Annotated in this window: 24 protein-coding genes; all 24 read left to right on the forward strand. The window is 47.5% G+C overall.

The features are described 5' to 3' along the window. Window positions 1–20 precede the first annotated feature (20 nt). The 24 genes from B4H10_RS02705 to clpP all read left to right on the forward strand — a co-directional run bounded on the left by B4H10_RS02705 (window position 21) and on the right by clpP (window position 26,125). Window positions 21–395: a hypothetical protein gene (locus tag B4H10_RS02705; protein WP_059076908.1), complete on the forward strand. Its 375-nt coding sequence runs from the start codon at window positions 21–23 to the stop codon at window positions 393–395. Window positions 396–482: 87 nt separating this feature from the next. Then, window positions 483–1,979, forward strand: coding sequence for a UDP-N-acetylmuramoyl-L-alanyl-D-glutamate--2,6-diaminopimelate ligase (locus B4H10_RS02710; protein ID WP_059076909.1), 1,497 nt, complete (start codon window positions 483–485; stop codon window positions 1,977–1,979). A 2-nt stretch (window positions 1,980–1,981) separates the two neighbouring features. Further along, the gene (locus B4H10_RS02715) at window positions 1,982–3,355 is read left to right on the forward strand and encodes a UDP-N-acetylmuramoyl-tripeptide--D-alanyl-D-alanine ligase (RefSeq protein WP_059076910.1); all 1,374 of its coding nucleotides are present in this window, start codon (window positions 1,982–1,984) and stop codon (window positions 3,353–3,355) included. 5 nt (window positions 3,356–3,360) lie between these two features. Further along, complete coding sequence (mraY, locus tag B4H10_RS02720; RefSeq protein ID WP_059076911.1) at window positions 3,361–4,326, forward strand: phospho-N-acetylmuramoyl-pentapeptide-transferase; 966 nt, start codon at window positions 3,361–3,363, stop codon at window positions 4,324–4,326. A gap of 40 nt (window positions 4,327–4,366) precedes the next feature. Then, window positions 4,367–5,731, forward strand: a complete 1,365-nt coding sequence (gene murD, locus B4H10_RS02725) for a UDP-N-acetylmuramoyl-L-alanine--D-glutamate ligase (RefSeq protein ID WP_075582098.1) — start codon at window positions 4,367–4,369, stop codon at window positions 5,729–5,731. 33 nt (window positions 5,732–5,764) lie between these two features. Then, complete coding sequence (gene murG / locus B4H10_RS02730) at window positions 5,765–6,922, forward strand: undecaprenyldiphospho-muramoylpentapeptide beta-N-acetylglucosaminyltransferase (RefSeq protein ID WP_292018127.1); 1,158 nt, start codon at window positions 5,765–5,767, stop codon at window positions 6,920–6,922. Beyond that, a complete protein-coding gene (gene murC, locus B4H10_RS02735) occupies window positions 6,915–8,297 on the forward strand; it encodes a UDP-N-acetylmuramate--L-alanine ligase (protein ID WP_059076914.1) in 1,383 nt (460 codons plus the stop codon). Before murG ends, murC begins: the two co-directional genes overlap by 8 nt. 2 nt (window positions 8,298–8,299) lie before the next feature. Next, window positions 8,300–9,238 carry a D-alanine--D-alanine ligase family protein gene (locus B4H10_RS02740; protein ID WP_059076915.1) on the forward strand — a complete coding sequence of 313 codons (939 nt, stop codon included), beginning with the start codon at window positions 8,300–8,302 and terminating at the stop codon, window positions 9,236–9,238. Window positions 9,239–9,276: 38 nt separating this feature from the next. After that, window positions 9,277–10,224, forward strand: a complete 948-nt coding sequence (locus tag B4H10_RS02745) for a cell division protein FtsQ/DivIB (protein ID WP_234995456.1) — start codon at window positions 9,277–9,279, stop codon at window positions 10,222–10,224. Between the two features lie 111 nt (window positions 10,225–10,335). Next, on the forward strand, window positions 10,336–11,361 hold the full coding sequence (gene ftsZ / locus B4H10_RS02750; RefSeq protein ID WP_059076916.1) for a cell division protein FtsZ: 1,026 nt from the start codon (window positions 10,336–10,338) through the stop codon (window positions 11,359–11,361). A gap of 79 nt (window positions 11,362–11,440) precedes the next feature. Continuing rightward, window positions 11,441–11,908: a transcriptional regulator NrdR gene (gene nrdR, locus B4H10_RS02755; protein WP_059076917.1), complete on the forward strand. Its 468-nt coding sequence runs from the start codon at window positions 11,441–11,443 to the stop codon at window positions 11,906–11,908. Window positions 11,909–11,926: 18 nt separating this feature from the next. Continuing rightward, window positions 11,927–13,408, forward strand: coding sequence for a D-glycero-beta-D-manno-heptose-7-phosphate kinase (gene rfaE1, locus B4H10_RS02760; RefSeq protein ID WP_075582100.1), 1,482 nt, complete (start codon window positions 11,927–11,929; stop codon window positions 13,406–13,408). Beyond that, entirely contained in the window at window positions 13,405–14,370 is a 966-nt protein-coding gene (gene rfaD, locus B4H10_RS02765) for an ADP-glyceromanno-heptose 6-epimerase (protein ID WP_059076919.1), read from the forward strand. Before rfaE1 ends, rfaD begins: the two co-directional genes overlap by 4 nt. After that, window positions 14,367–14,888 (forward strand): D-glycero-alpha-D-manno-heptose-1,7-bisphosphate 7-phosphatase, encoded by a 522-nt coding sequence (locus B4H10_RS02770; protein WP_059076920.1) that lies wholly within the window; start codon window positions 14,367–14,369, stop codon window positions 14,886–14,888. Before rfaD ends, B4H10_RS02770 begins: the two co-directional genes overlap by 4 nt. Continuing rightward, on the forward strand, window positions 14,875–15,903 hold the full coding sequence (locus tag B4H10_RS02775; RefSeq protein ID WP_059076921.1) for a glycosyltransferase family 9 protein: 1,029 nt from the start codon (window positions 14,875–14,877) through the stop codon (window positions 15,901–15,903). The genes B4H10_RS02770 and B4H10_RS02775 overlap by 14 nt, the downstream gene beginning before the upstream one ends. Further along, complete coding sequence (locus B4H10_RS02780) at window positions 15,900–16,958, forward strand: glycosyltransferase family 9 protein (protein WP_059076922.1); 1,059 nt, start codon at window positions 15,900–15,902, stop codon at window positions 16,956–16,958. Before B4H10_RS02775 ends, B4H10_RS02780 begins: the two co-directional genes overlap by 4 nt. A gap of 73 nt (window positions 16,959–17,031) precedes the next feature. Next, window positions 17,032–17,613: an outer membrane beta-barrel protein gene (locus B4H10_RS02785; RefSeq protein ID WP_075582101.1), complete on the forward strand. Its 582-nt coding sequence runs from the start codon at window positions 17,032–17,034 to the stop codon at window positions 17,611–17,613. A 494-nt stretch (window positions 17,614–18,107) separates the two neighbouring features. After that, window positions 18,108–18,557, forward strand: coding sequence for a PaaI family thioesterase (locus B4H10_RS02790; RefSeq protein ID WP_059076924.1), 450 nt, complete (start codon window positions 18,108–18,110; stop codon window positions 18,555–18,557). Beyond that, window positions 18,547–18,990, forward strand: coding sequence for a PaaI family thioesterase (locus B4H10_RS02795; protein ID WP_292018128.1), 444 nt, complete (start codon window positions 18,547–18,549; stop codon window positions 18,988–18,990). Before B4H10_RS02790 ends, B4H10_RS02795 begins: the two co-directional genes overlap by 11 nt. 50 nt (window positions 18,991–19,040) lie before the next feature. Further along, window positions 19,041–20,180 carry an acyl-CoA dehydrogenase family protein gene (locus tag B4H10_RS02800; protein ID WP_292018129.1) on the forward strand — a complete coding sequence of 380 codons (1,140 nt, stop codon included), beginning with the start codon at window positions 19,041–19,043 and terminating at the stop codon, window positions 20,178–20,180. A 257-nt stretch (window positions 20,181–20,437) separates the two neighbouring features. Beyond that, window positions 20,438–21,463, forward strand: coding sequence for a phenylalanine--tRNA ligase subunit alpha (gene pheS, locus B4H10_RS02805; RefSeq protein WP_075582102.1), 1,026 nt, complete (start codon window positions 20,438–20,440; stop codon window positions 21,461–21,463). A 13-nt stretch (window positions 21,464–21,476) separates the two neighbouring features. Then, a complete protein-coding gene (gene pheT / locus B4H10_RS02810; protein WP_292018130.1) occupies window positions 21,477–23,903 on the forward strand; it encodes a phenylalanine--tRNA ligase subunit beta in 2,427 nt (808 codons plus the stop codon). Window positions 23,904–24,137: 234 nt separating this feature from the next. Continuing rightward, a complete protein-coding gene (tig, locus tag B4H10_RS02815) occupies window positions 24,138–25,496 on the forward strand; it encodes a trigger factor (protein ID WP_059076929.1) in 1,359 nt (452 codons plus the stop codon). A 20-nt stretch (window positions 25,497–25,516) separates the two neighbouring features. Beyond that, entirely contained in the window at window positions 25,517–26,125 is a 609-nt protein-coding gene (gene clpP / locus B4H10_RS02820; protein WP_059076930.1) for an ATP-dependent Clp endopeptidase proteolytic subunit ClpP, read from the forward strand.

Here is a 26,125-nt window from a genome sequence, read left to right on the forward strand (position 1 = left end):
TTGATTGGATGTGTTATAATATGCTGGCCAGAAAAGCTGGATACATTCACTATGAAGCGTCACGTTCTGTGGGGCACCGGACCGGTGCGGATGAAAGAAAATTCGCCAGGCTGCTTGCGCAGACTATATCTGTTTTACTGCTGGTATGCTTTTTCCTGCTGGCATACATTGCGCTTTCTGCCGTTAAAACTAATTTCAGCTATGCACTGATGCAGAAAAAGCTTCATGCCCAGCAGCTGCAGAGAGAAAATGAAGTGCTCCGCGTTGATATTGCCAAATTGGAGACGCCGGAACGAATTTATACGTCGGCGCAGAAACTCGGTATGACGGTCCCGGTGACCGTGCTGTATGGCCAGTCTCATGATAAGACGGGAACAGGTGACAGCAGCCGGTAAAGCGGGTATGAGCAGCCTTAATTTAAGGCTGCTATTGTTGTTTCCTGTTCTGTTAACATATGAATTACCTGTATAGGAGGAAATGAAATGAAATCAGTTAATGAACTCTGCAAACAAATTAAAGGTATATATAATGTGGATGGCAATGCCAATACTATGATTACGGGCATTTCGTCCGATTCCCGGTCAATCGAAAAGGGAGATTTGTTCGTCTGCTTCAGCGGCGTTCATACAGACGGGGCCGTATATGCATCCCAGGCTGTAGAGAAAGGGGCCGTTGCAGTGCTTACGACCAAACATCTGGACCTTCCCGGCAATGCCGTGCAAATCATGGTGCCGGATGTGCATCATGCCGTTGAAGATATAGTTCCTTATTTTTATGATTATCCGGGAAAGAAAATGCGCATGATCGGCGTTACGGGGACAAATGGCAAAACGACGACGAGCCATATTATTTATCATATCCTGAAAGCTGCCGGCCATCGTGTGGGCCTTCTGGGAACCATCCATGCGCTGATTGACGATGAAGAACTTCCTATTCACAATACGACGCCGGATGTTATTGATCTGCAGCGCTTCCTGGCGCTTATGTATGACCGTGGCGTTACTCATGTCGTCATGGAAGTGTCGAGCCATGCCCTGGCTTTAAACCGCGTGGCCGGGATTGAATATGATACGGCGGTATTTACGAATCTGACACAAGATCACCTGGATTTCCACAAGACGATGGAAAACTATCTGGCAGCCAAATGCAAATTATTCCAGAACATCAGTCTCGATGAACATGTTAAGGATAATAAGACAGCTATAGTCAACATTGATGACCCTTATGCAGAAGGAATCCTGAAAACCTGTCACTGCAACGTACTGACCTACGGCGTAGAAAAAGCAGCTGATTTAAAAGCAGCTAACTTATCGGTGGAACTGAAACGTTCATCCTTTGATGTTACGGGACCCTTTGTCAATGTCCATCTGAATATGAACATTACAGGCTTGTTCAACGTGTATAATACACTGGCGGCAATCGGAGCTGCCCATGCAGAAGGCGTAGATGAACAGACGATTGATAAAGCTATCCAGTCTTTCCATTCCGTACCAGGCCGTTTTGAACTCGTAGAAGCCGGACAGGATTTTGCCATTGTCGTCGATTATTCTCATACGCCGGACAGTCTGGAAAAAGCATTGACGACAGCCCGTGCCATGAATCCGGTCCGTATACTCTGCGTGTTCGGCTGCGGGGGCGACCGCGATCGTACAAAACGCCCGATTATGGGACGTATTGCTGCAGAACATGCTGATATCCCCATCGTCACTTCCGATAATCCGCGGTCAGAAGACCCGGAAGCCATTGTTCAGGAAGTGGAAGCCGGTGTAAAAGATGGGTTGAAACCCGGCCAGCATCATGAAGTGATCGTCAATCGCCGTGATGCTATTTTCCGTGCCGTAGAATTGGCACAAAGCGGCGATATTGTACTGATTGCTGGTAAGGGGCATGAAGATTATCAGATATTGAAGACCGGTACCATCCATTTTGATGACCGTGAGGTCGCAAGGGATGCCGTGCTGGCTGCAAAGGGGAGATAAAAATGGCTGCGTTCACGTTACAGGAGGTAGAAAAGGCTACTGGCGGCAGACTGCTGTATCCCGTTGTGGACGATTCCGTATTTTCTCAGGTAGAGACAGATACACGGGCTATTACAGAAGGGGCGCTTTTTGTAGCTCTCAAAGGAGAAACATTTGATGGTCACGATTACGTGCTTCAGGCTAAAGAACGTGGGGCTGCCGGTGCCGTAGTAGCTGAAGACCGCCCTGAATATAAACAAGAGGGATTTGCTGTTGTCATAGTTACGGATACACGCAAAGCATATCAGGACCTGGCGCGTTTTCACCGCCGCCGTTTTTCGATTCCTGTCATCGCCGTTACGGGTTCTGTAGGAAAGACTTCTACACGCAGCATGATTGCAGCCGTGCTGTCGCAGAAATATCGTGTGCTCCAGACAGAAAAAAATTTTAATAATGAAATCGGCCTTCCGAAAACGCTGCTGCAGCTTACGCCGGAACATGAGGCCTGCGTTGTGGAAATGGGCATGCGTGGTCTGGGGCAGATTGCGGAACTGGCGGCTATTGCAGAACCGGATATAGGTGTGGTCACCAATGTCGGCAAGAGTCACATTGAGCTGTTGGGGTCGCAGGATAATATTGCCCGGGCTAAAAGTGAACTCGTCCGGGCATTGTCAGAAGATGGCGTTGCCATACTGAATCAGGATGACTCGTATGTAGCGGCAATGGCCGATTTGTGCCGCGGCAAGGTAGTCGGATACGGTATTGAAAGCAATGCTGCTATCCGGGCCAGCCGCGTCGTCTGCAGTGAGAAGGGGCTGCGGTTTGCCTGTCGGTGCTTTGATCAGGTCATGGATATCCACATGCCGCTCATAGGCAGCCACAATGTCTATAATGCACTGGCTGCTATTGCTGTCGGACGGGTTCTGGGACTAACAGAACATCAGTTACAAAAAGGATTGTCCGAGTACCGCGGTATGCCAATGCGGCAGGAATTGATTCATCTTGGCGAATATACCTTTATCAATGATGCGTATAATGCAAATCCGGCTTCTATGAGTGAAGCGCTGAAATCGCTGGCGTTGCTGACAAAAGGACGGAAAATCGCTGTTCTTGGCGGAATGCTGGAATTAGGGGACTGGACGGTCCGGGAACATGAAAAAATAGGAGCTGAAGCAGCGGAATTAGGGCTGGATGCGCTCATTACCATGGGCAGTCCGGCATCCTATATTGCAGATGCTGCCAGAAAAAATGGGCTCGGCGCTGTATATACGGCACAGGATCATGCCGGAGCGGCGGATTGCCTCAGGCAAATTATCCAGCCGGGAGATACGGTTCTGCTTAAGGGTTCCCGGGGATTTGCCATGGAAAAGATACTGCCATATTTCGAAAGGAAGTAATGTGAATGTTAAATACACTGCTCTTTGGTTTTGCTGTCAGTCTGATCATAGCTCTGGCTCTGGGGCCGCTGGTCATCCGGGAACTGAAGAAATTTCATGCCCGCCAGTCTGAACGGGAAGAAGGGCCAGAGAGTCATAAATACAAGGCTGGCACGCCTACTATGGGCGGTATCCTGATTCTGACAGCGCTTGTCGTGTCCTGCCTTATTTTTAATCCCATGGATCTGCGCAAGGGACTGGCGCTGTTTCTGACACTAGGACATGGAATCATCGGTTTTCTTGATGATTCCATCAAGGCAGTCAAACACCGCAACCTGGGCCTTACGGCTAAACAAAAACTGGCCGGGCAATTCGTTATGGCAGCAGTATTTTGCTTTATTTTGAAGGAATATCTGAACTTTCCGACGACAGTATGGATTCCGTTTACGACATGGAATGTTGATTTGGGCATGTTGTATTACGTATTTGTCTTTGTCATGATTGTCGGTACGAGTAATGCCGTCAATCTGACGGACGGACTCGATGGGCTGGCAGCTGGTTCTTGTGCCATCACGTCGGTTGCCTACGTCGTTATTTCTGTCGCACTGGGATATGTCAACTTTGCTGTATTCAGTGCGGCGCTTACGGGCGCTTGTTTGGGATTCCTCTTTTATAACCAGCATCCGGCTAAAATGTTTATGGGCGATACGGGGTCGCTGGCTTTAGGCGGAGCCCTGGCGGCCATGGCGATTTTGACTAAGACGGAATTATTGCTTATCATTGCTGGCGGCCTGTATGTGATTGAAGCTTTATCGGTCATCATTCAGGTCGTATCATTTAAGACCCGCGGAGTACGGGTGTTCAAAATGAGTCCGATTCATCATCATTTTGAGCTTTCGGGCTGGAGTGAAGTCAAAGTAGTTACTGTTTTTTGGAGTTTTTCGGCTATTATGGCCATCCTTTCTATTTTTGTAGTCCTGGCATGCAAATAGGCTGCCATACATACTATATGAAAAAAAGCGGGTGTAGAGCATGAGCATAATGGATTTTTCAGGGAAACATATTTTGGTTATCGGTGCTGGTATCAGCGGCCGGGCTGCTTCAGAAGCACTGGCCAGTCATGGTGCTTCCGTTGTTCTCAATGATTTAAAGACAATCGATACACATCATGAGCCGTGGCCGGAATTGAAAGCTGATGGGATCCGTCTCGTGTTTGGCCATCAGGAAGCGGCTCTGCTGGATGGGATGGACCTCGTCGTTCCGTCACCGGTCATTTCCCCGGAAATCCCGATTATGAAGGAAGCGGCTGCCCGTCATATTCCCATCTGGAGTGAAGTAGAAGTCGCTTACCGGCTGACAGATGCTGAAATACTGGCTGTTACCGGTACGAATGGCAAAACGACGACGACGACACTTTTGGGAGATATTATGAAAGCGGCAGGCCGTGAAACGGTCATAGGTGGCAACATCGGTTACGGTCTTTCCGAACAGGCGGAAGACCTGCCAAAAGAAGATGTGGTCGTAGCAGAACTCTCCAGTTTTCAACTGGAATTTACACAGACGATGAAAGCGAAGGCTGCGGTCATACTGAATATCACACCCGATCACCTGGACCGGCATCACACTATGGAAGCGTACGCGGCAGCGAAAGAACGGATTTTCCATAATCAGGATAAATCCGATTATGCACTCCTGAATTATGATGATGCGCGCATTAAAGCCATGGAACCGGATATGACCGGGACCGTGTTGTGGTTCTCTACGGAACAGGAAGTTCCGGCAGGTGCCTTTGCAAAAGATGGACGGCTGATTTTACGTACGGATGGAAGTGATACGGAAATCTGCCGAGAAGACGAACTGAAATTATTTGGCAGGCATAATATCCAGAATTGCTTGGCCGCGGCGCTCATGGCGTATGTGGCAGGCGCACCGCTTTCCGTTATTCAGCGTGTACTCCGGACGTTTGGCGGGGTAGAACATCGCATTGAACCTGTACGCACTATCAATGGCGTACCGTATTATAATGATTCCAAGGGTACTAATACGGATGCTTCGATAAAGGCATTGGAAGCTTTTTCCGGCCATCTGATACTCATTGCCGGCGGCCATGATAAGATGACGCCGCTTGATGAGTTCATGAATCTGGCTGCTCAAAAAGTAGATACGATGATTCTTATCGGTGATGCGGCGGACCGTTTTGAAAAAGCCGCAAAAAAGGCGGGCGTAAAAGATATCCGCAAAGCCGGCTACAGCATGGAACGGGCTGTCATGATGGCACGCAAGATTGCAGCACCGCCCCAGACCGTACTTTTGTCACCGGCCTGCTCCAGCTATGACATGTATGATAATTACGAACAGCGCGGACGTATGTTCAAGGGCATAGTAAACGCAATTTAAATAATGAATTCAGAGACAGGGAGGAAATAGAACATGCGCCGAGTGATTATTTCTGGTGGTGGCACTGGGGGGCATATTTATCCGGCCATTACCATTGCCCGGGCCATTGCCGATATTGAACCGACGGAATTTTTGTACGTAGGATCTAAAATCGGATTGGAAAACACCTTGATTCCCAATGAAGGCATTCCCTTTGTTACGATTGATGTACGGGGGCTGGAACGGAAGATTTCATTCCGTAATCTGGTGACATTGGGAAAGACCGCAGGCAGTCTGATCAAGGCAGAACATATTATTCATAAGTTTAAACCGGATGTTGTGATTGGCACGGGGGGCTTCGTTTGCGGCCCCGTTCTCCTGGCAGCCAGTATGAGCGGGATTCCGACATTGGTACAGGAACAAAATGTCATTCCCGGTGTCACAAATACGATATTAAGCCGGTTTGTCAAATGTGTCGCTTTGGGATATGAAGAAGCGGCAGAGCGCTTTAAGCGGAAAGACATCCTGGTGTATACGGGGAATCCCGTACGCAAGGATATACTGACTGGTACGAAAGATCATGGACGGGCTTTACTGGGACTGGATCCGGACAAATTCACCCTACTGGTAGCAGGGGGAAGCCGGGGTGCCCGTTCTATCAATAATGCAATGATTGAAGTGCACCGGTATTTCCGGGACAGCAAGGATATCCAAATCCTTCATGTCACCGGCGACCACGAATACGACCGCGTCGTAGGACAATTGGAAGGTATTGATGGCAAAGGGCGGTATGGAGAAGGAAGCCACATCATCCCCTATCTCCATCACATGCCAGAAGCACTGGCTGCAGCTGATCTGGCTGTGTATCGGGCCGGTGCTGTGGGATTAGCGGAATTAACTGTGCGCGGACTTCCGGCTATACTGATTCCGTATCCCTATGCTGCCGAAGACCATCAGCGCTACAACGCACAGGCTCTGGTCATGTGCGGTGCTGCAAAAATGATCCTTGATAAGATGTTGACCGGTCGTGAACTGTTGGAAGAAATCGTTCATTTGAAAAATGATCCGGAAGCACTGAAGCGCATGGCTCAGGCGAGCAAATCCAAGGGCCGTCCCCAGGCTGCACATGATATTGCAGAACTGGCGCTTTCTATTGCCAAAGGCCCGAAATACCGTTCCCGCATACAGAAGGATGTGACTGATCATGATTAACTTAAATACTGTACAGCGCGTTCACTTCATTGGTATTGCCGGTGCGGGAATGCGTGCGATAGCAAACATTTTCATTGAAAAAGGTTTTACCGTCTCCGGATCCGACCTGCGTGTTTCCCCGACGACAGACCGGTTTGAAAAAATGGGTGCCCGGATCTGCATTGGCCAGCGGCCGGAAAATTTGCAGGATGCCCAGGTAGTCGTGATTTCATCTGCCATCAGAGAAAATAATCCGGAATTACAGGAAGCCCGCCGCCGCGACATACCGGTAATCCATCGTTCCGATGCCCTGGTGCATATTATGTCCTGGGGAAAGAGCATTGCCGTCGCAGGTGCCCATGGCAAGACGACAACCTCTTCCATGCTCGGACAGGTTTTTTATGAAAGCGGTACGGATCCGACACTGGTTATCGGCGGTGAAGTGGATTATCTGCATTGTAATTCTATTCTCGGAAAGGGAGACTATGTCATTGCTGAAGCTGATGAAAGTGATGGATCGTTCCTGAAAGAACATCCCTATATTGCTGTCATCACTAATATAGATGCGGATCACATGGATCATTATGGATCACTGGAAAATATCATCAAGGCATTTGGACAGTTTATCGGACAAATACATCCGGAAGGATTTGCTGTTCTCTGTTTTGAAAATGACAAGATACGATCCTTGGCAAATACCCTGAACAGACGGTATCTTTCGTATGGAATAGAAACACCGGCTGATTACAACGCCCGTAATATCCGGTATATTAATGGCCGGCTCCATTATGAAGTATGGCATGACGGCAAAGAACTAGGAACCATCAATCTCAATGTCCCTGGCCGTCACAATGTGCTGAATTCGCTGGCGACTACAGCCGTTGCTCTTCGCTGCGGTATTCCTTTTGATAAGATCGCCCATGCTCTTTCTCATTTCCATGGAGCTAAACGGCGGTTCCAGACGAAAGGCGTTGTCGATGATGTTTGGGTAGTCGATGATTACGCCCATCATCCTACGGAAATCAATGCTACACTTACGGCTGCCCGCGATATGGGGACTCATCGCGTGGTGTGCCTGTTTCAGCCGCACCGGTATACACGGACCCAGCTTTTACTCAACAAGTTTGGAGGAGCTTTTACCGGTGCTGATAAATTGATCGTCACCGATGTCTATAGTGCTGGCGAAGATCCGATCCCTGGAGTCACGGGCAGGCTGATTGCCGATAAGGTCCGGGAAACGACAGGGCAGGATGTGACTTATATTGCCGATAAGAACGAGCTTGTCCCGTATCTGCTTAAGAATGCACGGCCAAAAGATCTGGTCATTACTATGGGGGCCGGTGATATTTATACCATAGGGGAACGATATATTGAAGAAGCCAGGAGGGGGAAGTAATCATGGACACACTGCAGGATAAGAATATTGCCGTTATTGTAGGCGGACCTTCAACGGAAGCGGAAGTATCGCGCCGTACAGGAGCTGCCATTGCCGGAGCACTGCAGGAAAAGGGGTATCATGCGGAACTTCTGGAACTGGTGCCGGATAAGCTTGCCAGTCAGCTGCAGGATAAGAATATAGATATTGTTTTTAATGCGCTTCATGGACATTACGGAGAAGATGGTGTATTGCAGGGATTATGTGAAATGATGGGAATTCCCTATACCGGTCCGGGCGTCATGGCCAGTGCCGTCGGTATGAATAAGGTCATGAGCAAGTGCGCGTTTCAGGGAGCGGGAATTGCAACAGCACCCTTTGCCTATTATTTCAATACGCAGGACGAAGATGCTATCGCTGCTGATATTATCAAACGGTTTTCTCTGCCTGTAGTCATAAAATCGGCAGGGCAGGGGTCCAGTATTGGTACGGTAATCGTTCATTCAGAAGACGAAATACGAAGCGCATTGAACGAAGCGTTTAAGTACAGCAATTCTATTGTGGCTGAAGCATTCATCGACGGGGATGAGTTTACTGTTGCTGTCATGGATGATATGGCCTTTCCCGTCATTCAAATTGTTTCCAGTACAGGAAAATATGACTATTATTCCAAGTATGCTCCCGGCGTAGCAAAACATCTCTGTCCGGCACCTATTTCGCCGGAACTGACAAAAAAGATGCAGAATCTGGCTTTGGACGTATTTCATCTTTGCCATTGCAGCGGTATTTCCCGCGTCGATATCATGACGGACAAAGAGGGAAATCCCTTTGTACTGGAAATCAACACGGTTCCGGGCATGACGGCGACCAGTCTGGTCCCCGATGCGGCCCGTGCAGCAGGCATAGAATTTCCCGATTTATGTGAACGCATTCTAAAGGAAGCATCTGTCGGAAAATTTTAGATTAGGTAGAGTTTTGTGATTATATACAGGTTTATACTATGACAATGGATAAAAAAGGGACATATTCCCCGGCTTCTGATACAACTTCATATCAAAGTGAAAATGATCCATATGGCATTAAAAAGCGTACCCATGATGTCTTCGTGCCGCCTCAGGTAGAAGACACTTCCTATGTGCCTCATCAGGATGTGACGGAGGCACAGGGGAAAACGCAGAAGCGGATTGCCCGACGCCGGGCCAGAAGCCAGCGGAAAAAACTTGCCAGGCAGAGACAACTGCGCCGCCGGAACCGCAGACTGGCTGCCGTAACAGGTATTATTTTTGTCTTTTTTGTCTGGCTTATCCTGCGATTTCTTCCCATTCCTTTTGGAACCGTCATCATTGATGGGAATGAGCGGATGTCCTTTGATGATGTATATCAATCCTGCGGCATACAAAACGGGATCATTAATGTGATACAACTATCGCCGGACCGGATGCGGGAACGAATGGAAAAGGATTTACGGGTAGCAAGCGCGGACATCAGCCGCGAATTCCCGGCGACTATCCATATCCGCATGCAGGAGCGGCAGACTGTTGCTGTCATCACCACGATGTATGGTTTTGCTTATGTGGATGATACGGGAAAGGTCATTGAGACAGCCCCGCAAATTAAAGGCGTATCGGCCCCTTTGATTACTGGTAAAAAAGTAGACACTCTGCTCCTTGGCGATACTATTCATGATCAGTCCATTCGCGATTCTCTTTCGTATTTGAAAAGCCTTGAACCAGAACTTCGTAAGGATATTACAGAAATCAATGTAGGGAATCCAGACAATATTATTGCCTATACAAGCGAATCTCTTCCTGTTCATCTGGGAAGTGCTGATGATCCGGCAGGACGGGCGGAGATGACGAAAGAGCTGCTGCAGGAAGTAAAGCGCAATCATCTTTCTGTCCAGTATATCGATACGGATCCTCGTGCCCCGCTTGTTAAAAGCAGTTGATAGGAAAGATTTTTCAAATAGCTGTAGATTAATTCCTGAATATAGTGTAAAATAATAAAGAAATCCTATCAGTACAAGAGTGTATACTTTTTTGAAGGAGGAACTAGTAAGATGGCAGATAATGCAAACATAAAAGTAATAGGTGTCGGTGGCGGCGGCAACAATGCTGTCAACCGTATGATAGAAGCAGGCTTACAGGGTGTACAGTTTATTTCTGTCAATACAGAAGATCAGGTGCTGGAAATTTCCAAAGCGGATGTTAAAATCCAGATTGGTGAAAAGCTGACCCGCGGTCTTGGCGCCGGCGCTAATCCACAAATCGGTGAACAGGCTGCCTTGGAAAGCAAGGAAGAAATCATCAAGGCCCTGCAGGGTGCTGATATGGTGTTCGTTACAGCCGGCATGGGCGGCGGTACGGGTACTGGTGCGGCACCTATCGTGGCAGAATGTGCCAAAGATCTCGGTGCACTTACGGTAGCTGTCGTTACAAAACCTTTTACGTTTGAAGGGAAGCGCCGCCGCGAACAGGCTGAAAAAGGGACGGCATATCTGAAGGAAAAGGTTGATACGATTATTACTATTCCGAATGATAAGCTGCTGCAGATGATTGACAAAAAGACACCGTTGAAAGACGCATTCCTGAAAGCCGATGATGTATTGCGCCAAGGTGTACAGGGGATTTCTGATCTGATTACGACGACGGGCCTCATCAACCTCGATTTCGCCGACGTGAAGACCGTCATGTCCGACCAGGGCGAAGCCATCATGGGAATTGGCCTGGGAACTGGTGAAAACCGTGCCCTCGATGCGGTTGATGCAGCGATTCACAGCCCGTTGCTTGAAACAGGAATCGACGGTGCGCAGAGCATTCTCCTCAACGTTACAGGCGGCCCCGATGTCAGCTTGTATGAAATCAACGAAGCGGCAGAAAAAATTGCAGAAGCAGTTGACCCGGATGCCAATATTATCTTTGGCCAGGTTATTGATCCGGATATGGAAGAAGATTCTATCCGCATTACTGTTGTTGCGACAGGCTTTGGCAAAGAACCGTCCACGATTCCGTCTTTTGGCCAGGATGGTGGTAAAGCCGATAAAGCTGATCTCGGCGGTGTAGAAATTCCGTCGTGGATGAAATAATAGAGCAAATCAAAAAGCGGATCCTGGTGGACCCGCTTTTTTTCAATCAGTCGTTATATACTCCTGGGAGGAACGAATTATGAGATGTCCATTCTGCAAAGGTGATGATACGAAAGTAACCGATTCGCGGGCAACGGATGACGGGAACGCTATCCGCCGCCGACGGGAATGTCTGAAATGCGGCCGTCGTTTTACGACGTACGAAATGGTAGAAGAAGTGCCGCTTATCGTGATAAAGAAAAATGGCAGCCGGGAATTATTTGACCGCAGTAAAATATTGAATGGCCTTCTCCGTGCCTGCAACAAACGGATGGTTACGCGGCAGCAGCTGGAAGAAATCGTCAATCGGGTGGAACGGGAAATACGCAATTCCCTTGTCCAGGAAGTTTCCAGTGTACATATCGGTGAACTCGTGCTCAATGAACTGAAACATGTCGATGAAGTCGCGTATATCCGGTTTGCCTCAGTGTACCGCCAGTTTGCTGATCTGGATAGCTTTATGGCAGAACTGAAACGGCTGATGGGGTCCGACAAGAAGAAAGCATAACCCAGAAAAGGAGATATTATGACAGATCACTATATCGATAATTTTTTAAATGACGTACTACCTCATTTGCGGATTGCTGTCATTGGAGACATTATGGTAGACCGCTATGTATTTGGCAAGGTGGAACGCATATCACCAGAAGCTCCGGTACCGGTAAACCGTGTAGATCATATCAAATCAGTTCTCGGCGGGGCTGCCAATGTGGCATCGAATCTGGCTAATCTTGATTGCAATGTGTACCTGGCCGGACTGATTGGTGATGATGACAACGCACGCCTGCTGAGAAGCCTGCTCGATGAATCGGGCATCGATGGGTCCGGCCTGGTTGCCCGCAGTCATCATGCGACGACGACGAAGATGCGTATACTGGGAGCACGCCAGCAGATGGTACGCCTTGATTTTGAAGAGATTACACCTCTGGACGATCTGGAAACAGCAGAACTTGCGACCTGGCTTGACGTCTGCATCCACTCCGGTCTGGATGGAGTCATTTTATCGGACTATCATAAAGGCGTTCTGACTGATAAAGTTGCCAGACAAATCATTCGTACCGTAAAGGCTGCCGGCATTCCCATTCTCGTCGATCCTAAGGGCAAAGACTGGTCAAAATATGATGGGGCGGACTTTGTTACACCTAATATGAAGGAATTATCTGAATGCGCCGGATATGAAGTGGCCAACGAGGGCAGTGAAGTAGTTAAGGCCGCCATGGAACTGCATAAAAAATATGATTTTGCCAATCTGATGGTCACCCGTTCAGAAAAGGGGATAACCGTCGTCAGCCACGATGGCCGCGTCTGGAATAATCCGGCTACAGCACAGGAAGTATTTGATGTATCCGGTGCCGGAGATACGGTTGCGGCAGCGTTTCTGGCAGCTATTGCCGGTCATCTTTCTATTCGTACGAGCCTTCAGCTGGCAAACGCCGCTGCCGGTATCGTCGTCAGGAAGGTCGGTACATATCCGGTCCACCGCAGTGAACTAATCCAGCTCTGGACACAGTGGCAGCCCCCGCGCTGGTCCCCCTATACAGCACTGGACTGGGATCAGACAGCCCGGAAAATCCGCAGCTGGCAGGAACGGGGAGAAACGGTTGTTTTTACAAATGGCTGCTTTGATATCCTGCATCGAGGCCATGTATTGTATCTGCAGCAGGCGGCAATGCTGGGACAACACCTGATCGTAGGTTTAAATTCTGATGATTCTGTGCGCCGCCTGAAGGGACCGGCACGGCCTTTGGTGCGGCAGGAAGACCGGGCTGTCTTGCTGAATGCTCTCGGCTGTGTCGATGATGTCGTCATTTTTAATGAGGATACGCCTCATGATCTGCTTTCTGTCCTGAGACCAGACATTCTTGTCAAAGGCGGCGATTATAGGGCTGAAGATGTAGTCGGCAGGGAATTTGTTAAACGGGTTGAAATCATTTCTTTTGAAGAAGGGTACTCGACGACAGGTTTAGTCAATAAGATTGTTGATTTAGTAAAGAAGGGGATTCTATGAAAATTGTAACAGGTGGTGCCGGATTTATCGGCAGCAATATTGTAAAACAACTGAATAATCGCGGAATCGATGATATTCTTATCGTCGATGACCTGACGGACGGCCGTAAATGCCGTAATCTGCAGGGGTTGTCTTTTTATGATTATATGGATTATGAAGACTTTGCCCAGGAAATGGCTGATGATACCTTTGATTGCGGATACATCGATGTAGTATTCCATGAAGGAGCCTGCTCCGATACGATGAATTACGATGGACGCTACATGATGAAAAATAATTATGAAGGCAGCAAAAATCTGCTCCGGTACTGCATGCAGCGCAAGATACCTTTTTTGTATGCTTCTTCTGCCTCTACCTATGGCAGTGGCAAACATGGCTTCCGTGAAACCCCGGAATGTGAACAGGCATTGAATCCATATGCATACTCCAAGCTTCAGTTTGACCGTTTTGTGCGGCGCATGCTGCCCTTGTCAAAAGGACAGATAGTAGGTTTCCGTTATTTTAATGTATTCGGCCCCCAGGAAAATCACAAGGACCGTATGGCATCCCTTATCTATCAGAAGTATCATGAATTGCAGAAAACCGGAAAAATTACACTTTTTGAAGGCACTGGCGGTTTTGGCAATGGAGAACAGGTACGTGATTTTATTTATGTCAATGATGTAGTCAATGTAATCTTTTATTTCTGGGAACACCCGGAACTTTCCGGCATCTATAACTGCGGCACTGGTACGGGGCATACGTTCAATGATTTTGTCCACGGTATCATCGAATATTGCGGCAAAGGAACGATTGAATATGTTCCCTTTCCGGAAATCCTCAAGGGAAAATATCAAAGTTATACTCAGGCCGATACGACGAAACTGATGGCTGCCGGATATGACCGGGGATTCACACTGCTCCATGAAGCAGTGAAAGAATATTGCAGCATATTGGAAAAAAGTGACGGTTATTACGAATGAGACGGGCTGTTTTTCTGGACCGCGACGGCGTCCTGAATGTAGATACTCATTATCTGCACCGTATCAGTGACGTCATCTGGGTGCCGGGGGCAAAGGAAGCAGTATCATTACTGACTCGTCTGGACTATCAAATTTTTATCGTTACCAATCAAAGCGGGATTGCCCGCGGGTATTATACAGAATCAGATGTCCAGATACTGCACCAATGGATGTGCCAGCAAATATCTGAGGCTGGCGGCAGGATAACGGCTGTTTATTATTGTCCGTTTTTAGAAGGTGCACCTCTGGAGAAATATAATAAAAAAAGCGACTGGCGGAAACCGGCTCCGGGAATGGTGTTGCAGGCCGCCAGAGAGTATCACGTCGATTTGTCTCATTCATTTATGATCGGAGACGGCCTGCGCGATATAGAGTGCGCCCATGCTGCCGGGATAGACGGCTATCTCTTTCAGGGAGGGCGTCTTGATGACTTTGTCAGAGAAATTATAGAAATGAGGACACGTCATGAAGGACTATAAAAATATTCTGATTATCAAAATGAGTTCTCTTGGTGATGTACTTCATGCCCTGCCGACATTGTATGCCCTGCGTAAAAATTGTCCACAGGCCCGCATCGTCTGGGCCGTGCATCAGAATTTTTCCGCTGTTCTCCCAGGCAAACCCTATATTGACGATGTTATTTATATTGACAAGAAAAAGTTGAAAAGTTTCTCTTATCTGCGTGGGTTGCGAAAGAAGCTTCATGACTATCATTTTGACCTCTGCCTGGACTTGCAGGGACTGGCCAAAAGTGCCATTGTGGCCTGGTGTAGTGGTGCAAAAGAAAAGTATGGCTATTGGGAAATGAGGGAAGGAAGCTTTCTGGTTAGTAAAGGTCTGGCGGGTACTCATCAGTATGACCATGTCATTGAACGGTACCTGGATACAGTCCGGGTTCTGGGAGGCCGTGTTGATGAGATTGCATTTCCTCTCCCGTCCATTGAAAAAGAGAAAGGTATTATGAAGGAACGATTTAGGGCTTTAGGTCTTACCGGTCCTTATATAGCTGTTGTGCCCGGTGCCCGCTGGTCTGTCAAAGAATGGCCGTTGCCATACTGGACAGAATTCCTGAGGCGTGTAACGGCTTCGGGGATGGGAGCTGTTATTCTGGGCAGTGCTGATGACACAGTAAAAGGACAGGTCATTTCCCGGGATGCGGAGACCGGCATTTATGATTTTACGGGCAAGACCAGCCTGCGGGAATTGATGGCGGCTATTTCGTCATCCCGTTTATATATCAGTGCCGATACGGGACCGCTCCATATAGCCAATGCCTTAAAAAAAGAATTGATTGCTTTGTTCGGTCCTACTTGTCCGGACAGGACCGGCCCGTATGGAGGTCCTGATAGTTCGTACATACACATGATTATTTCTCCTACATCCCAGGCGACCCCGGATCACCCCTTAGTCAATGATCCGGAATGCATGTCCCAGATTACCGTTGATACAGTGTGGCATACGTACATACAGGCGATAAAGAAGGTGAATGGATGATCAATCTTCGTCATAAAAAAATTATAGTAACATTTCTCATGCATCTCGGCGATCTGATTTTAATCACTCCTTTTCTGCAGGTGTTGCGCCGCCATGCCACAGGTTCTGATATCACCCTGGTCGTTGATGAAAAACTGGCCGATGTGGTCCGCTATAATCCTAATATCGATCACCTGGTAACGGTAGATAAAAAAGGAAAGGATAACTCTGTCGGTGCACTCTGGCACATTGGGAGGAATTTGCACCGCAATCATTATGATATCCTCATTAATCTTCATCCTAACGAACGGACCAGCTTTCTGGCGTTTGCCATACATGCCAGGGAATTTGATGGTATGAGTCATTTCCTGTTCCGCCCGTTCATGCACCGGTATACGCGGCTTGACAGGACGCACCTGCATGCGGCAGACATGTATATCAACGTATTGGAACAGATGGGGATAGAAGACCGGCGCAACGATGGCCTGCAATTTCTTACTTGCCCGGCATGGGAACAGACTGCCCATGAATTTTATGCCGCCCAGGGAGTGGAAACCGGTGATAAGCTCATCGGTTTTAATATTGGCAGTGCCGTTCCGCAGAAACGCTGGCCGCCCCGGCGCTTTGCATCAGTAGCTGATTATTTTAGTGAGAACGGATATCGATGTGTTTTCTTTGGAGGCCCTATGGACATCGATATGGTCCGGGAAGCGGCGGAGCTGATGAAATATCCTCCGGTCATTGCGACGGGAAAATTTTCGCTGGGAGAATTAGCGGCAGCCATCCGCTGGTGCTCGCTCTTTATTACTAATGACAGCGGGCCCATGCATGTCGCCGTCAGTCAGAAGGTCCCTGTCGTCGCCCTGTATGGACCGAGCAACCCGATGTTTTATGGTCCCTATACGGATAAGGCCATTGTCCTTGAATCGACAGACCACTATGAAGTTGGAAAAAGTATGAAAAAAATCATTAAGGAAGGAAAATATCAGGGGATTTCCGTTATTTCAGCAGCCCAGGTCATTGAGGCGGCAGAAGAACTGTTGCAACGGTATCCGCAACAGGCTGCTGCATTGTAATTGAAAAGGTTGTGCAAATAGCGTATAATGTAAACCATGAAGTAAATCTACGGACTAATCGGAGGTGTGATATATGAAGAAAGTGATGTTGATAGGTGCTCTTATTGCAGCTGTTTCCATAGGTTCTGTTGCCTGTGCCGCACCCAATAAAAATCCGCAGGCGGGAGATTTGAAAGCCAACGTCAATTACGGCTTTGATCAGAAAGAAGGAGGCCGCAGTGCCCATAGCCGCTTCAGTGGCGGAGACGTCACATACACGATCAATGATAAGGTGGATGTGCAGTACGTCAATAATTATACAAAGGGTGATGACGGGGACAAACTGAATGAACATTATTTACAGGGTGTGTACCGGTTTACTCCTTATGTCTCTGCCTATGGCGGCATGAGTTATGTCAAAGCCGATACTTATAGAGATCAGCATTTTTATGGCTATCAGGTCGGCTTGAAAGGGCAGATACCGATTGGCGAACGCTGGCAGGGATTTGCGTCAGTAGGCGTTGGTGATGATGTCAATTCCTATTCGGTCGGATTAGGATATGATATTACAAAAGACTGGGATGCTCATATCATGTACCGGCGCGCAGATATTGATGTCGACAATTATGATGATACGGTAAAAGGCTGGCAGATTGGGATGGGGTATAAATTCTAGATATCCTGTATGTGCCAGGCCATTGCCCGGTTCGTGGGGAGACTGTCGTTGAGACAGTCTCTTTTTTCGTTGACAGTATCCTCTTCGACACGTATAATAACACGTGACATGTGCTGTGGTTGAAAGTCGATGTCAGTCGCAGACAAAGCGATCCACGTAAGGAATCCAAAGTGATTCTGATCATAGTGCGGCCTAGAAGTAAGTCCTGCCGTAACATGCGAGAGGGCTAGTAGTGGGGGATGATGTACATCTATGAGCGAACGTCCCAGCAGGCGAGTGTGGGGGTAAAGACCAGGTCAGACATGTCAGGGGCTGTCGCGCTGCGGCAGCTCTTTTGCATATACAGAGGCATAGTGTCTGCTACAGGTAAATGGAAAAAGCTGTTACAATTTCATTACATTTGTTTTGTAACGGAAAATCCGTTTGACGTTTAGAATGTCATATTGTACAATATAAAGGTATTTATTTCCAACAGTTTTTAGGAGGAGAGTCCCATGGATAAGGCGCGCATTGCAAAAATGGAAAGAGAATTACAATGCAATCCTTATGATAGATTCATGCAATTTCATGTTCTAAAAGCTGATGAAGATGATACGGAACTGGTGTTTCACAATGTAGGAACGAAATGGGGAAATCCCAATGGAACACTGTATGGTGGCGTTTTGTATTCTATGGCTGATTCAGCGATGGAAACGGCGTGTGCCGTTGCAGGAAAAGCTGTCCTGACGTTGGACCTTGCAATGAATTATCTGCGTCCGGCACTGGCGGATACGGTTATTTGTGCTAAGACCCACATTTTGCATAACGGCCGGACGACTATGGTAGTAGTCTGCGATTTTTATGATGACAGCGACCGCTATCTGGCACATGGCAAGGGGACGTACTTTGTTACCGGTGCGTACCAGTACCAGTCTGATAAAGGAGAAACGGCAGATGAAGGATGAACGGACAGAACTGTCAGATGTGCTGAAACGACGGGTGTTCAATATTCATCAGGGCGTTACACAGATTCCGTACTTCAAGAATCTTCCCTGTAAAATCCAGGATGTAGATGAAGGATGGGTACGTGTAGCTTTCGATATTACGCCGAATCTTTGCAATTATCGTGGTATAGCTGCAGGTGGCGTTCTGGCAGCTTTTTGTGATACGCTGATGGGAATGGCCAGTCGTTCATTAGGGTATCAGGTAACGACATTAGAAATTAACATGAATTACATCCGCCCTGTTCATCCGGGGCAGAATCTGATTGGCGTCGGTCAGGTCGTTCATCATGGCGGACGGACGATTGTAGCGGAATGTGAACTCATGGATGAAAACGGAAAAGTAGTGGTCAAAGGGCGTTCTTCTTTTTATATTCTACGCAAATATGATGATTAGAGCGTCTTTTGTGCGTGAACGTATTAAAAAAATGGAAGGTTGGTATCAATATGGATTTTGCTTTTAATGAGGAACAGCAGGAAATCATCAAGGTTGTCAGGGATCTGGTGCAGAAAGAAATCGTACCGTATGCAGGAGAAATGGATGAACAGGGGAAAATGCATGAAGGCCTGCTTGATAAACTGGCTACTCAGGGACTCCTCGGCGTAGCCATCCCGGAAGAATTTGGCGGAGCCGGCCTTGACGCTATTACGATTGCTGCTATTTATGAAGAACTGGCCAAGGGATGTGCCGGAGTAGCGACGTCGGTTGCAGCTAATGCCCTCGCTTCCTATCCTGTCATCATAGCTGGTAATGATGAACAGAAAAAGCGCTATTTTGATATTATCAATGAAAATAATCTGGCTGCATTTGCCCTTACGGAACCCGGGACTGGCTCTGATGCCGGTTCTGTTTCCACCAGAGCTGTCAAGACGGAAGATGGCAGCGGATATGTGTTGAACGGAACAAAATGCTTTATAACAAATGGAGCTCTGGCAGAAGTATTCGTCGTATTCGCCAATACGCGTAAAACTCCGAGCATCCGCGGACTGACGGCGTTCATCGTGCGTAAGGGAACACCGGGATTTACTGTGGGAAAAGCAGAAAATAAAATGGGCATACGTGCTTCCAATACGACTGAACTGATTTTCCAGGACTGCTTTGTTCCGGTAGAAAATCGTCTGGGCCGGGAAGGTCATGGTTTCCGTATTGCCATGGAAACACTGGATGCGGCACGTCCCTTTGTTGGCTCCATTTCTGTCGGTATTGCTGAAGCGGCGTTCCGTGCCTGCAGTGAATACGCCAAAGTACGCGTTCAATTTGGCAAGCCCATTGCTTCCTTTGAAATGGTACAATCGATGATAGCCGATATGGCTATGAAAGTGGAAGGCGCACGCCTTCTTGTCCAGCGCGCATGCTGGATGAAAGACCAGGGCATGGAGTTCTCCCGGGAAGCAGCCATTGCTAAATGTAATGCTTCTGACGTTGCCATGCAGGTGACGACAGATGCCGTACAGGTCATGGGCGGATATGGCTATATCAAAGAATATCCTGTCGAAAAGTATATGCGTGATGCGAAAATCATGCAGATTTATGAAGGAACGAACCAAATTCAGAGATTGGTTATTGCAAATAAAACACTTTACTGATACAATATATCCATGCAAAACATGGCTATGAAGAAGAGAGTAGCACAGTAATCTGGTTACAGGGAGCGGTTGCCACCGGTTGAGAGCGCCGTGCCAGTTGTGCTGCACGTTCACTTTGGAGCTTCCTGTTGAAGATCAGTAGGCAGGACGGGTATTCCCGTTACAGGATACAGGAGTACAAATTAGGGTGGTACCGCGAATCAGACTTTCGCCCCTTGAGGGGTGGAAGTCTATTTTTTTTAGAGGAGGAGAATTCCATGATTAATGAAAAAATTGAAGCAATCAAGGCTGCTGTCAGCGAACAGATTGCCAGGAGCAAGGGACTCCAGGATGTCCAGGATATCCGCGTCAGATATTTAGGCAAAAAAGGTGAATTGACGGCTATCATGAAAGAAATGAAAAATCTGTCCAAAGAAGAACGGCCTAAAATTGGTCAACTTGTCAATTCAGCCCGGGCAGAAATCGAAGAACATCTGAAAGCCAGAATGAAGGAAGTCAAAGAACAGGAACTGGCGGATAAAATCCAGTCTGAAAAAATTGATATCACTCTTCCCGGCCGCAAACCGGTCATAGGACACGAACACATTTTGCATCAGACATTACGTGAAATGGAAGAATCATTCCTGCGCATGGGGTTTTCCATTGTCACAGGCCCGGATATCGAATCAGATTATTTTAATTTCAAATGTCTGAACCTGCCTGATGATCATCCGGCACGGGATATGCAGGATTCCATGTACGTCACAGACGACATCCTCCTGCGGACTCATACGTCGGGGATGGAAGCAAGGACTCTGCAGGCCCACAAGCCGAATGAACCGTTTAAGATGATTGCGCCTGGTAAAGTATACCGTTGTGACTATGATGCAACCCATTCTCCGATTTTCCATCAGATGGAAGGCATGATTGTGGATAAAAATATCCGCTTTTCTGATTTGAAAGGTATTCTGGAAGACTTTCTCCATGACATGTTTGGCGCCGATACGCGCGTCCGTTTCCGTGCCAGCTATTTTCCATTTACTGAACCGAGCGCGGAAGTAGACATTTCCTGTGTTATGTGCGGCGGCAGAGGCTGCCGGGTATGCTCTCATACGGGATGGCTGGAAATTCTCGGCTGCGGTGTAACTAACTGGGAAGAACTACGCTTAAACGGTTATGATCCCAAACAGGTAAATGCCTTTGCTTTTGGCATGGGCGTGGAACGTATTGCCATGCTGAAATATGGCATCGACGATCTGCGTTTGTTCTATGAAAATGATATGCGGTTCTTAAACCAGTTCTAGGAGGTTATACATAATGAAAAGTTCACTTCTTTGGATGCAGGATTATGTCGATGTAGACATGAATCAGGATATGCAGGCCTTTGCTGATACACTGACCATCGCTGGTATTCCCGTAGAACAGGTAGAATACTGGGGAAAAGATATAAAAAATGTCGTAACTGGCAAGATTCTGAAAATAGAAAAACATCCCGATGCAGATCATCTCGTCATCTGCCAGATTGATGTGGGAACAGAACAACTTCAGATTGTCACGGGCGCTTCTAACGTACGGGAAGGACAGATTGTCCCCGTTGCCGTTCATGGCGCTCATCTTCCAGGAGGCGTTAAAATCAAGCGCTCCAAACTGCGGGGCGTACCGTCCAACGGCATGCTTTGCTCTGCCCACGAATTAGGATTCGATGATAGTGTTCTCCTGCCGGAAGAACGGAGCGGAATCTGGATTCTTCCGGCGGATACGCCTGTCGGGGTCGATGCAGTCAAGTATTTACAACTTCGTGATGTTGTATATGAATATGAACTGACTGCCAATCGGGCCGATTGTTTTTCCATGGTCGGCTTATCACGGGAGTTTGCTGTATTGAGTGGGAAAACTGCCCGGTACCCGGAAATAACCGTTGCAGAAAATGATGAAACCATTGATGGCAAGGTGCAGATTTCTATTGATGATGAAGAATTATGCAACCGATATACGGCCCGTCTTCTGACTCATATCAAAATCGGCCCGTCTCCGCTCTGGATGCAGCAGCGTCTGCGCAAGTCCGGAGTCCGTCCTATTAATAATATCGTCGATGCCACGAACTATACGATGATTGAATTGGGAATCCCTCTTCATGCCTATGATTATGACAAAGTAGCCGGGCGCCATCTCATTGCCCGCCGGGCGAAAGCTGATGAAGCAATGAAAACATTGGATGGTATAGATCGCACACTGAATGATAATATGCTGGTTATTGCCGATGAAGAAAAGCCCTGCTGCATTGCCGGCATCATGGGCGGATTCGATTCAGAAGTAACGGAACGTACGCAGACGGTCATCCTGGAATGCGCATCATTCAAAGGATCTAATATACGCCATACCGGCCGTATGCTGGGCCTTCGCTCGGAAGCTTCGGGACGGTTCGAACGCGGGTTGGATGCTGATAGCTGCATTAATTCCATTAATCGGTGTGCCCAACTTCTGCAGGAAATGGGAGCCTGTGACGTAGCCAAAGGAATCGTCGATGTCTATCCGCAGCAGCAAAAGACTACTTATATTACATTCACGGCTGACCAGGTCAACGCCTTCCTGGGAACGGATATTCCGGAAGAACAGATGATGCACATTCTGGAAACTCTTCAGTTTACTTTGCAAAAAGACGGTGATACGATTACGGCAACTGTGCCCAGCTATCGTGGAGACTGTACGGAAATGCCGGATATTGCTGAAGAAGTAGCCCGTATTTATGGCTATGAACATATTCCGTCTACACGTCCCTGGTCTGATATTACCGTAGGCGAACCGGGGTTTGAATATGATGTGACGGAGAAGATTTCCCGCATCCTTTGCAGCAGCGGTTTAAATGAAACGGTTACTTTCAGCTTCATGCATCCGGATCAGCTGAAAAAACTGTTATATAAAGATGGGGATCCGGTCTATCAGGCTGTGCCTATTATCAATCCTATAACGGAAGATTTCCCTCTTATGCGGACGACACTGATTCCTTCATTAATGGACGTCCTGGCCCGTAACCAGGCAGTCAAAAATCCGTCTGTGGGCATTTATGAAATAGCTCCTGTCTATATTCCGAAAGAACTTCCTGTAAAAGAACTTCCAGAACAGAAATTGTGTGTTAGCGGCCTTCTTTACGGTCTGCGCACTACAGGAGAATGGCCAGTACAAGCGTCGGACTACGATTTTTATGACGTTAAGGGCCTCGTAGAAGCGGTCCTTTCCGGACTTGGTATCCATGCGGATATTGAAGTATCTGATTATGCGCCGCTTCATCCTGGCAAGGCGGCCCGTTATGTGAAGGACGGCAAGGTTCTTTGTAATTTTGGCGAACTTCATCCGAAAGCTATGGATAATTATGATGTGACAGGTCCGGTATATATCTTTGAAATGTACATGGATGCTATCATGCCGTTCATCAATCTTATGCCTGATTATCATAAAGTTGCCAAATTCCCGGCTTCCAGTCGCGATCTGGCGTTCCTTGCGCCGGTTGACACAAGCAATCAGTCTATTCTCGATATCATCCGGGAAAAAGGCGGAGACTATCTTGAAGCCGTGCATCTCTTTGATTTGTACCAGGGAAAACAAGTTCCCCGGGGCTATAAGAGCCTTGCCTATAATCTGGTATTCCGCTCGGAACAAGGGACGCTGACCGACCAGGACATCCAGGCTCCTATCGATGCCATTCTGACTGATTTAAAAGAAAAATTAAATTGTGAATTGCGATAATCGCATAGAGATGTAATGAAATATGCCGTGATACTTATTTTATACGTAATGACAACGGAGCTGTTAGTGGTGACAGCTCCGTTGTTCATTACGGCAGGAGTAGCATCAGAACTGGCATTGTAGGCCGTTTTGGCTGTTGTCAATCCCAGGGTTTTGTGATATGATGTAGAGCGTAGTATGGTGTTTTATAGATAATAAAAAGGGTATTATACCCATAAGGAGGACATACTAATAATGAACGTAACAGTAAATGAAGTTGATCAGCACAAAGTAACACTGCACATCGAAGTACCGGCAGCCGAAGCAAAAAAAGGCGCTGCTGCAGCTGTAAAGAATCTCGCTAACAAAGTAAATATCCCGGGCTTCCGTAAAGGTAAAGCTCCGCGTATGATACTGGAAAGTTTCCTCGGCAAGGATGTTGTCAAAGAAGAAATCAAAGAAGCGATTATTACAAAGGCGTATAATGATGCCCTGAATGAAAAAGAAATCGTTCCTGTAACCGATCCGGATATTAAGGTCATTGAAGAAGAAAAAGGCAAAGACTTTGTCTTTGATGCTACGCTGACTAAGAAACCGGAAGTAAAACTGGGTGAATATAAAGGTATTAAAGCAGCCCGTGAAGCCGCTGAAGTAACGGATGAACAGGTAGCCGCTGAACTGGCAAAACTGCAGAAAGCTCATTCCAAGCTCGTCGTTGCCCCGGAAGGTACGGAACTGTCTAAAGATGATTTTGCTATTATTGATTTCAAAGGCACGGTTGATGGAGAAGCTTTTGAAGGCGGCGAAGGAAAATCCTATCCGCTCCAGATCGGTTCCGGCAGTTTCATTCCCGGATTTGAAGATCAGCTCATCGGTTTAAAAGCCGGCGATGAAAAGGATGTCAAAGTGACATTCCCGGAAGATTATTTTGAAAAGAAACTGGCTGGCAAAGAAGCTGTATTCGCTGTTAAGGTCAATGATGTAAAACGCAGTGAAGTTCCGGCCATTGATGATGAATTTGCAAAAGAAGCCGGCAAATTTGACACTCTCGACGCACTGAAGGAAGATATCCGCAAACGGCTGGAATCACAGGCTCACTTCCAGGCTGTAGAAAAGTTTAATTCCGATGTCCTCAAAGCAGCTGTCGATAATGCAGAAGTCGATATCCCCGATGTCATGGTGGATACGAAAGTCGATCAGATGATCGATGAAATGGCTATGCGTCTGGAAACTCAGAACATGTCCCTTGACGATTATCTCAAATACACCAATACGGATATGGACAAATTGAAAGAACAGTATCGTCAGCCGGCGTCCGAAAACGTCAAAATGGATCTGGTACTGGAAGCCGTTGCCAAAGCAGAAAATATCGAAGTCAAGGATATCGATCTCCAGGCTGAAATCTTTACGATGGCTCAGAACTTCGGTGCTGATCCGAAAGAAGTATACAAGATTATCATTAAGGAAAGACGCGTTCCCATGCTCGTTCAGTCCGTCGGCCGTAAAAAGGCTGCCAGCTTCATCCTGAAGAATGCAATCGATACGAACGCTAAAGAAGAAAAAGCGGAAGAACCACAAGTAGAACAGGTTAAAGCGGAAGAACCGGAAGCGTAAGAACGCGAGGTGTAGTCATTATGAAAATGGCATATGTACCGATGGTCGTTGAACAATCGAGTCAGGGCGAACGGAGTTATGATATTTACTCCCGGCTCCTGAAAGACCGCATTATTTTTCTCGGCGGCCCCATTGAAGATGTGACGGCCAATATTGTAATTGCCCAGCTCCTTTTCCTGGAAGCTGAAAATCCTGACAAGGATATCCATTTGTATATCAACAGCCCTGGTGGTGTCGTTACTGCCGGCATGGCTATTTATGATACGATGCAGTACATTAAGCCGGATGTTTCGACTATTTGTGTAGGTTCTGCTGCCAGCATGGCTTCTGTCCTGCTGACGGCCGGGGCTAAGGGCAAACGGTTTGCCCTGCCCCACTCACAGATTATGATTCACCAGCCTTTAGGCGGCGTGCAGGGTCAGGCGACGGAAATCGAAATTCACGCCCGTGAAATCCTGCGCATGCGCAAAGAATTGAATGGCTTATTATCTCTGCATACGGGGCAGCCGCTTGACGTCATCCAGAAAGACACGGAAAGAGATAATTTCATGACGGCCGAAGAAGCAAAAGCATATGGCCTGATTGATGAAATACTGGCCCGTCCGAAAGATGACCAGGCAGGCAAGTAA

This window comes from Megasphaera sp. UBA4382 (genome assembly GCF_002391155.1).
In the GTDB taxonomy this organism is placed as follows: domain Bacteria; phylum Bacillota; class Negativicutes; order Veillonellales; family Megasphaeraceae; genus Megasphaera; species Megasphaera hexanoica.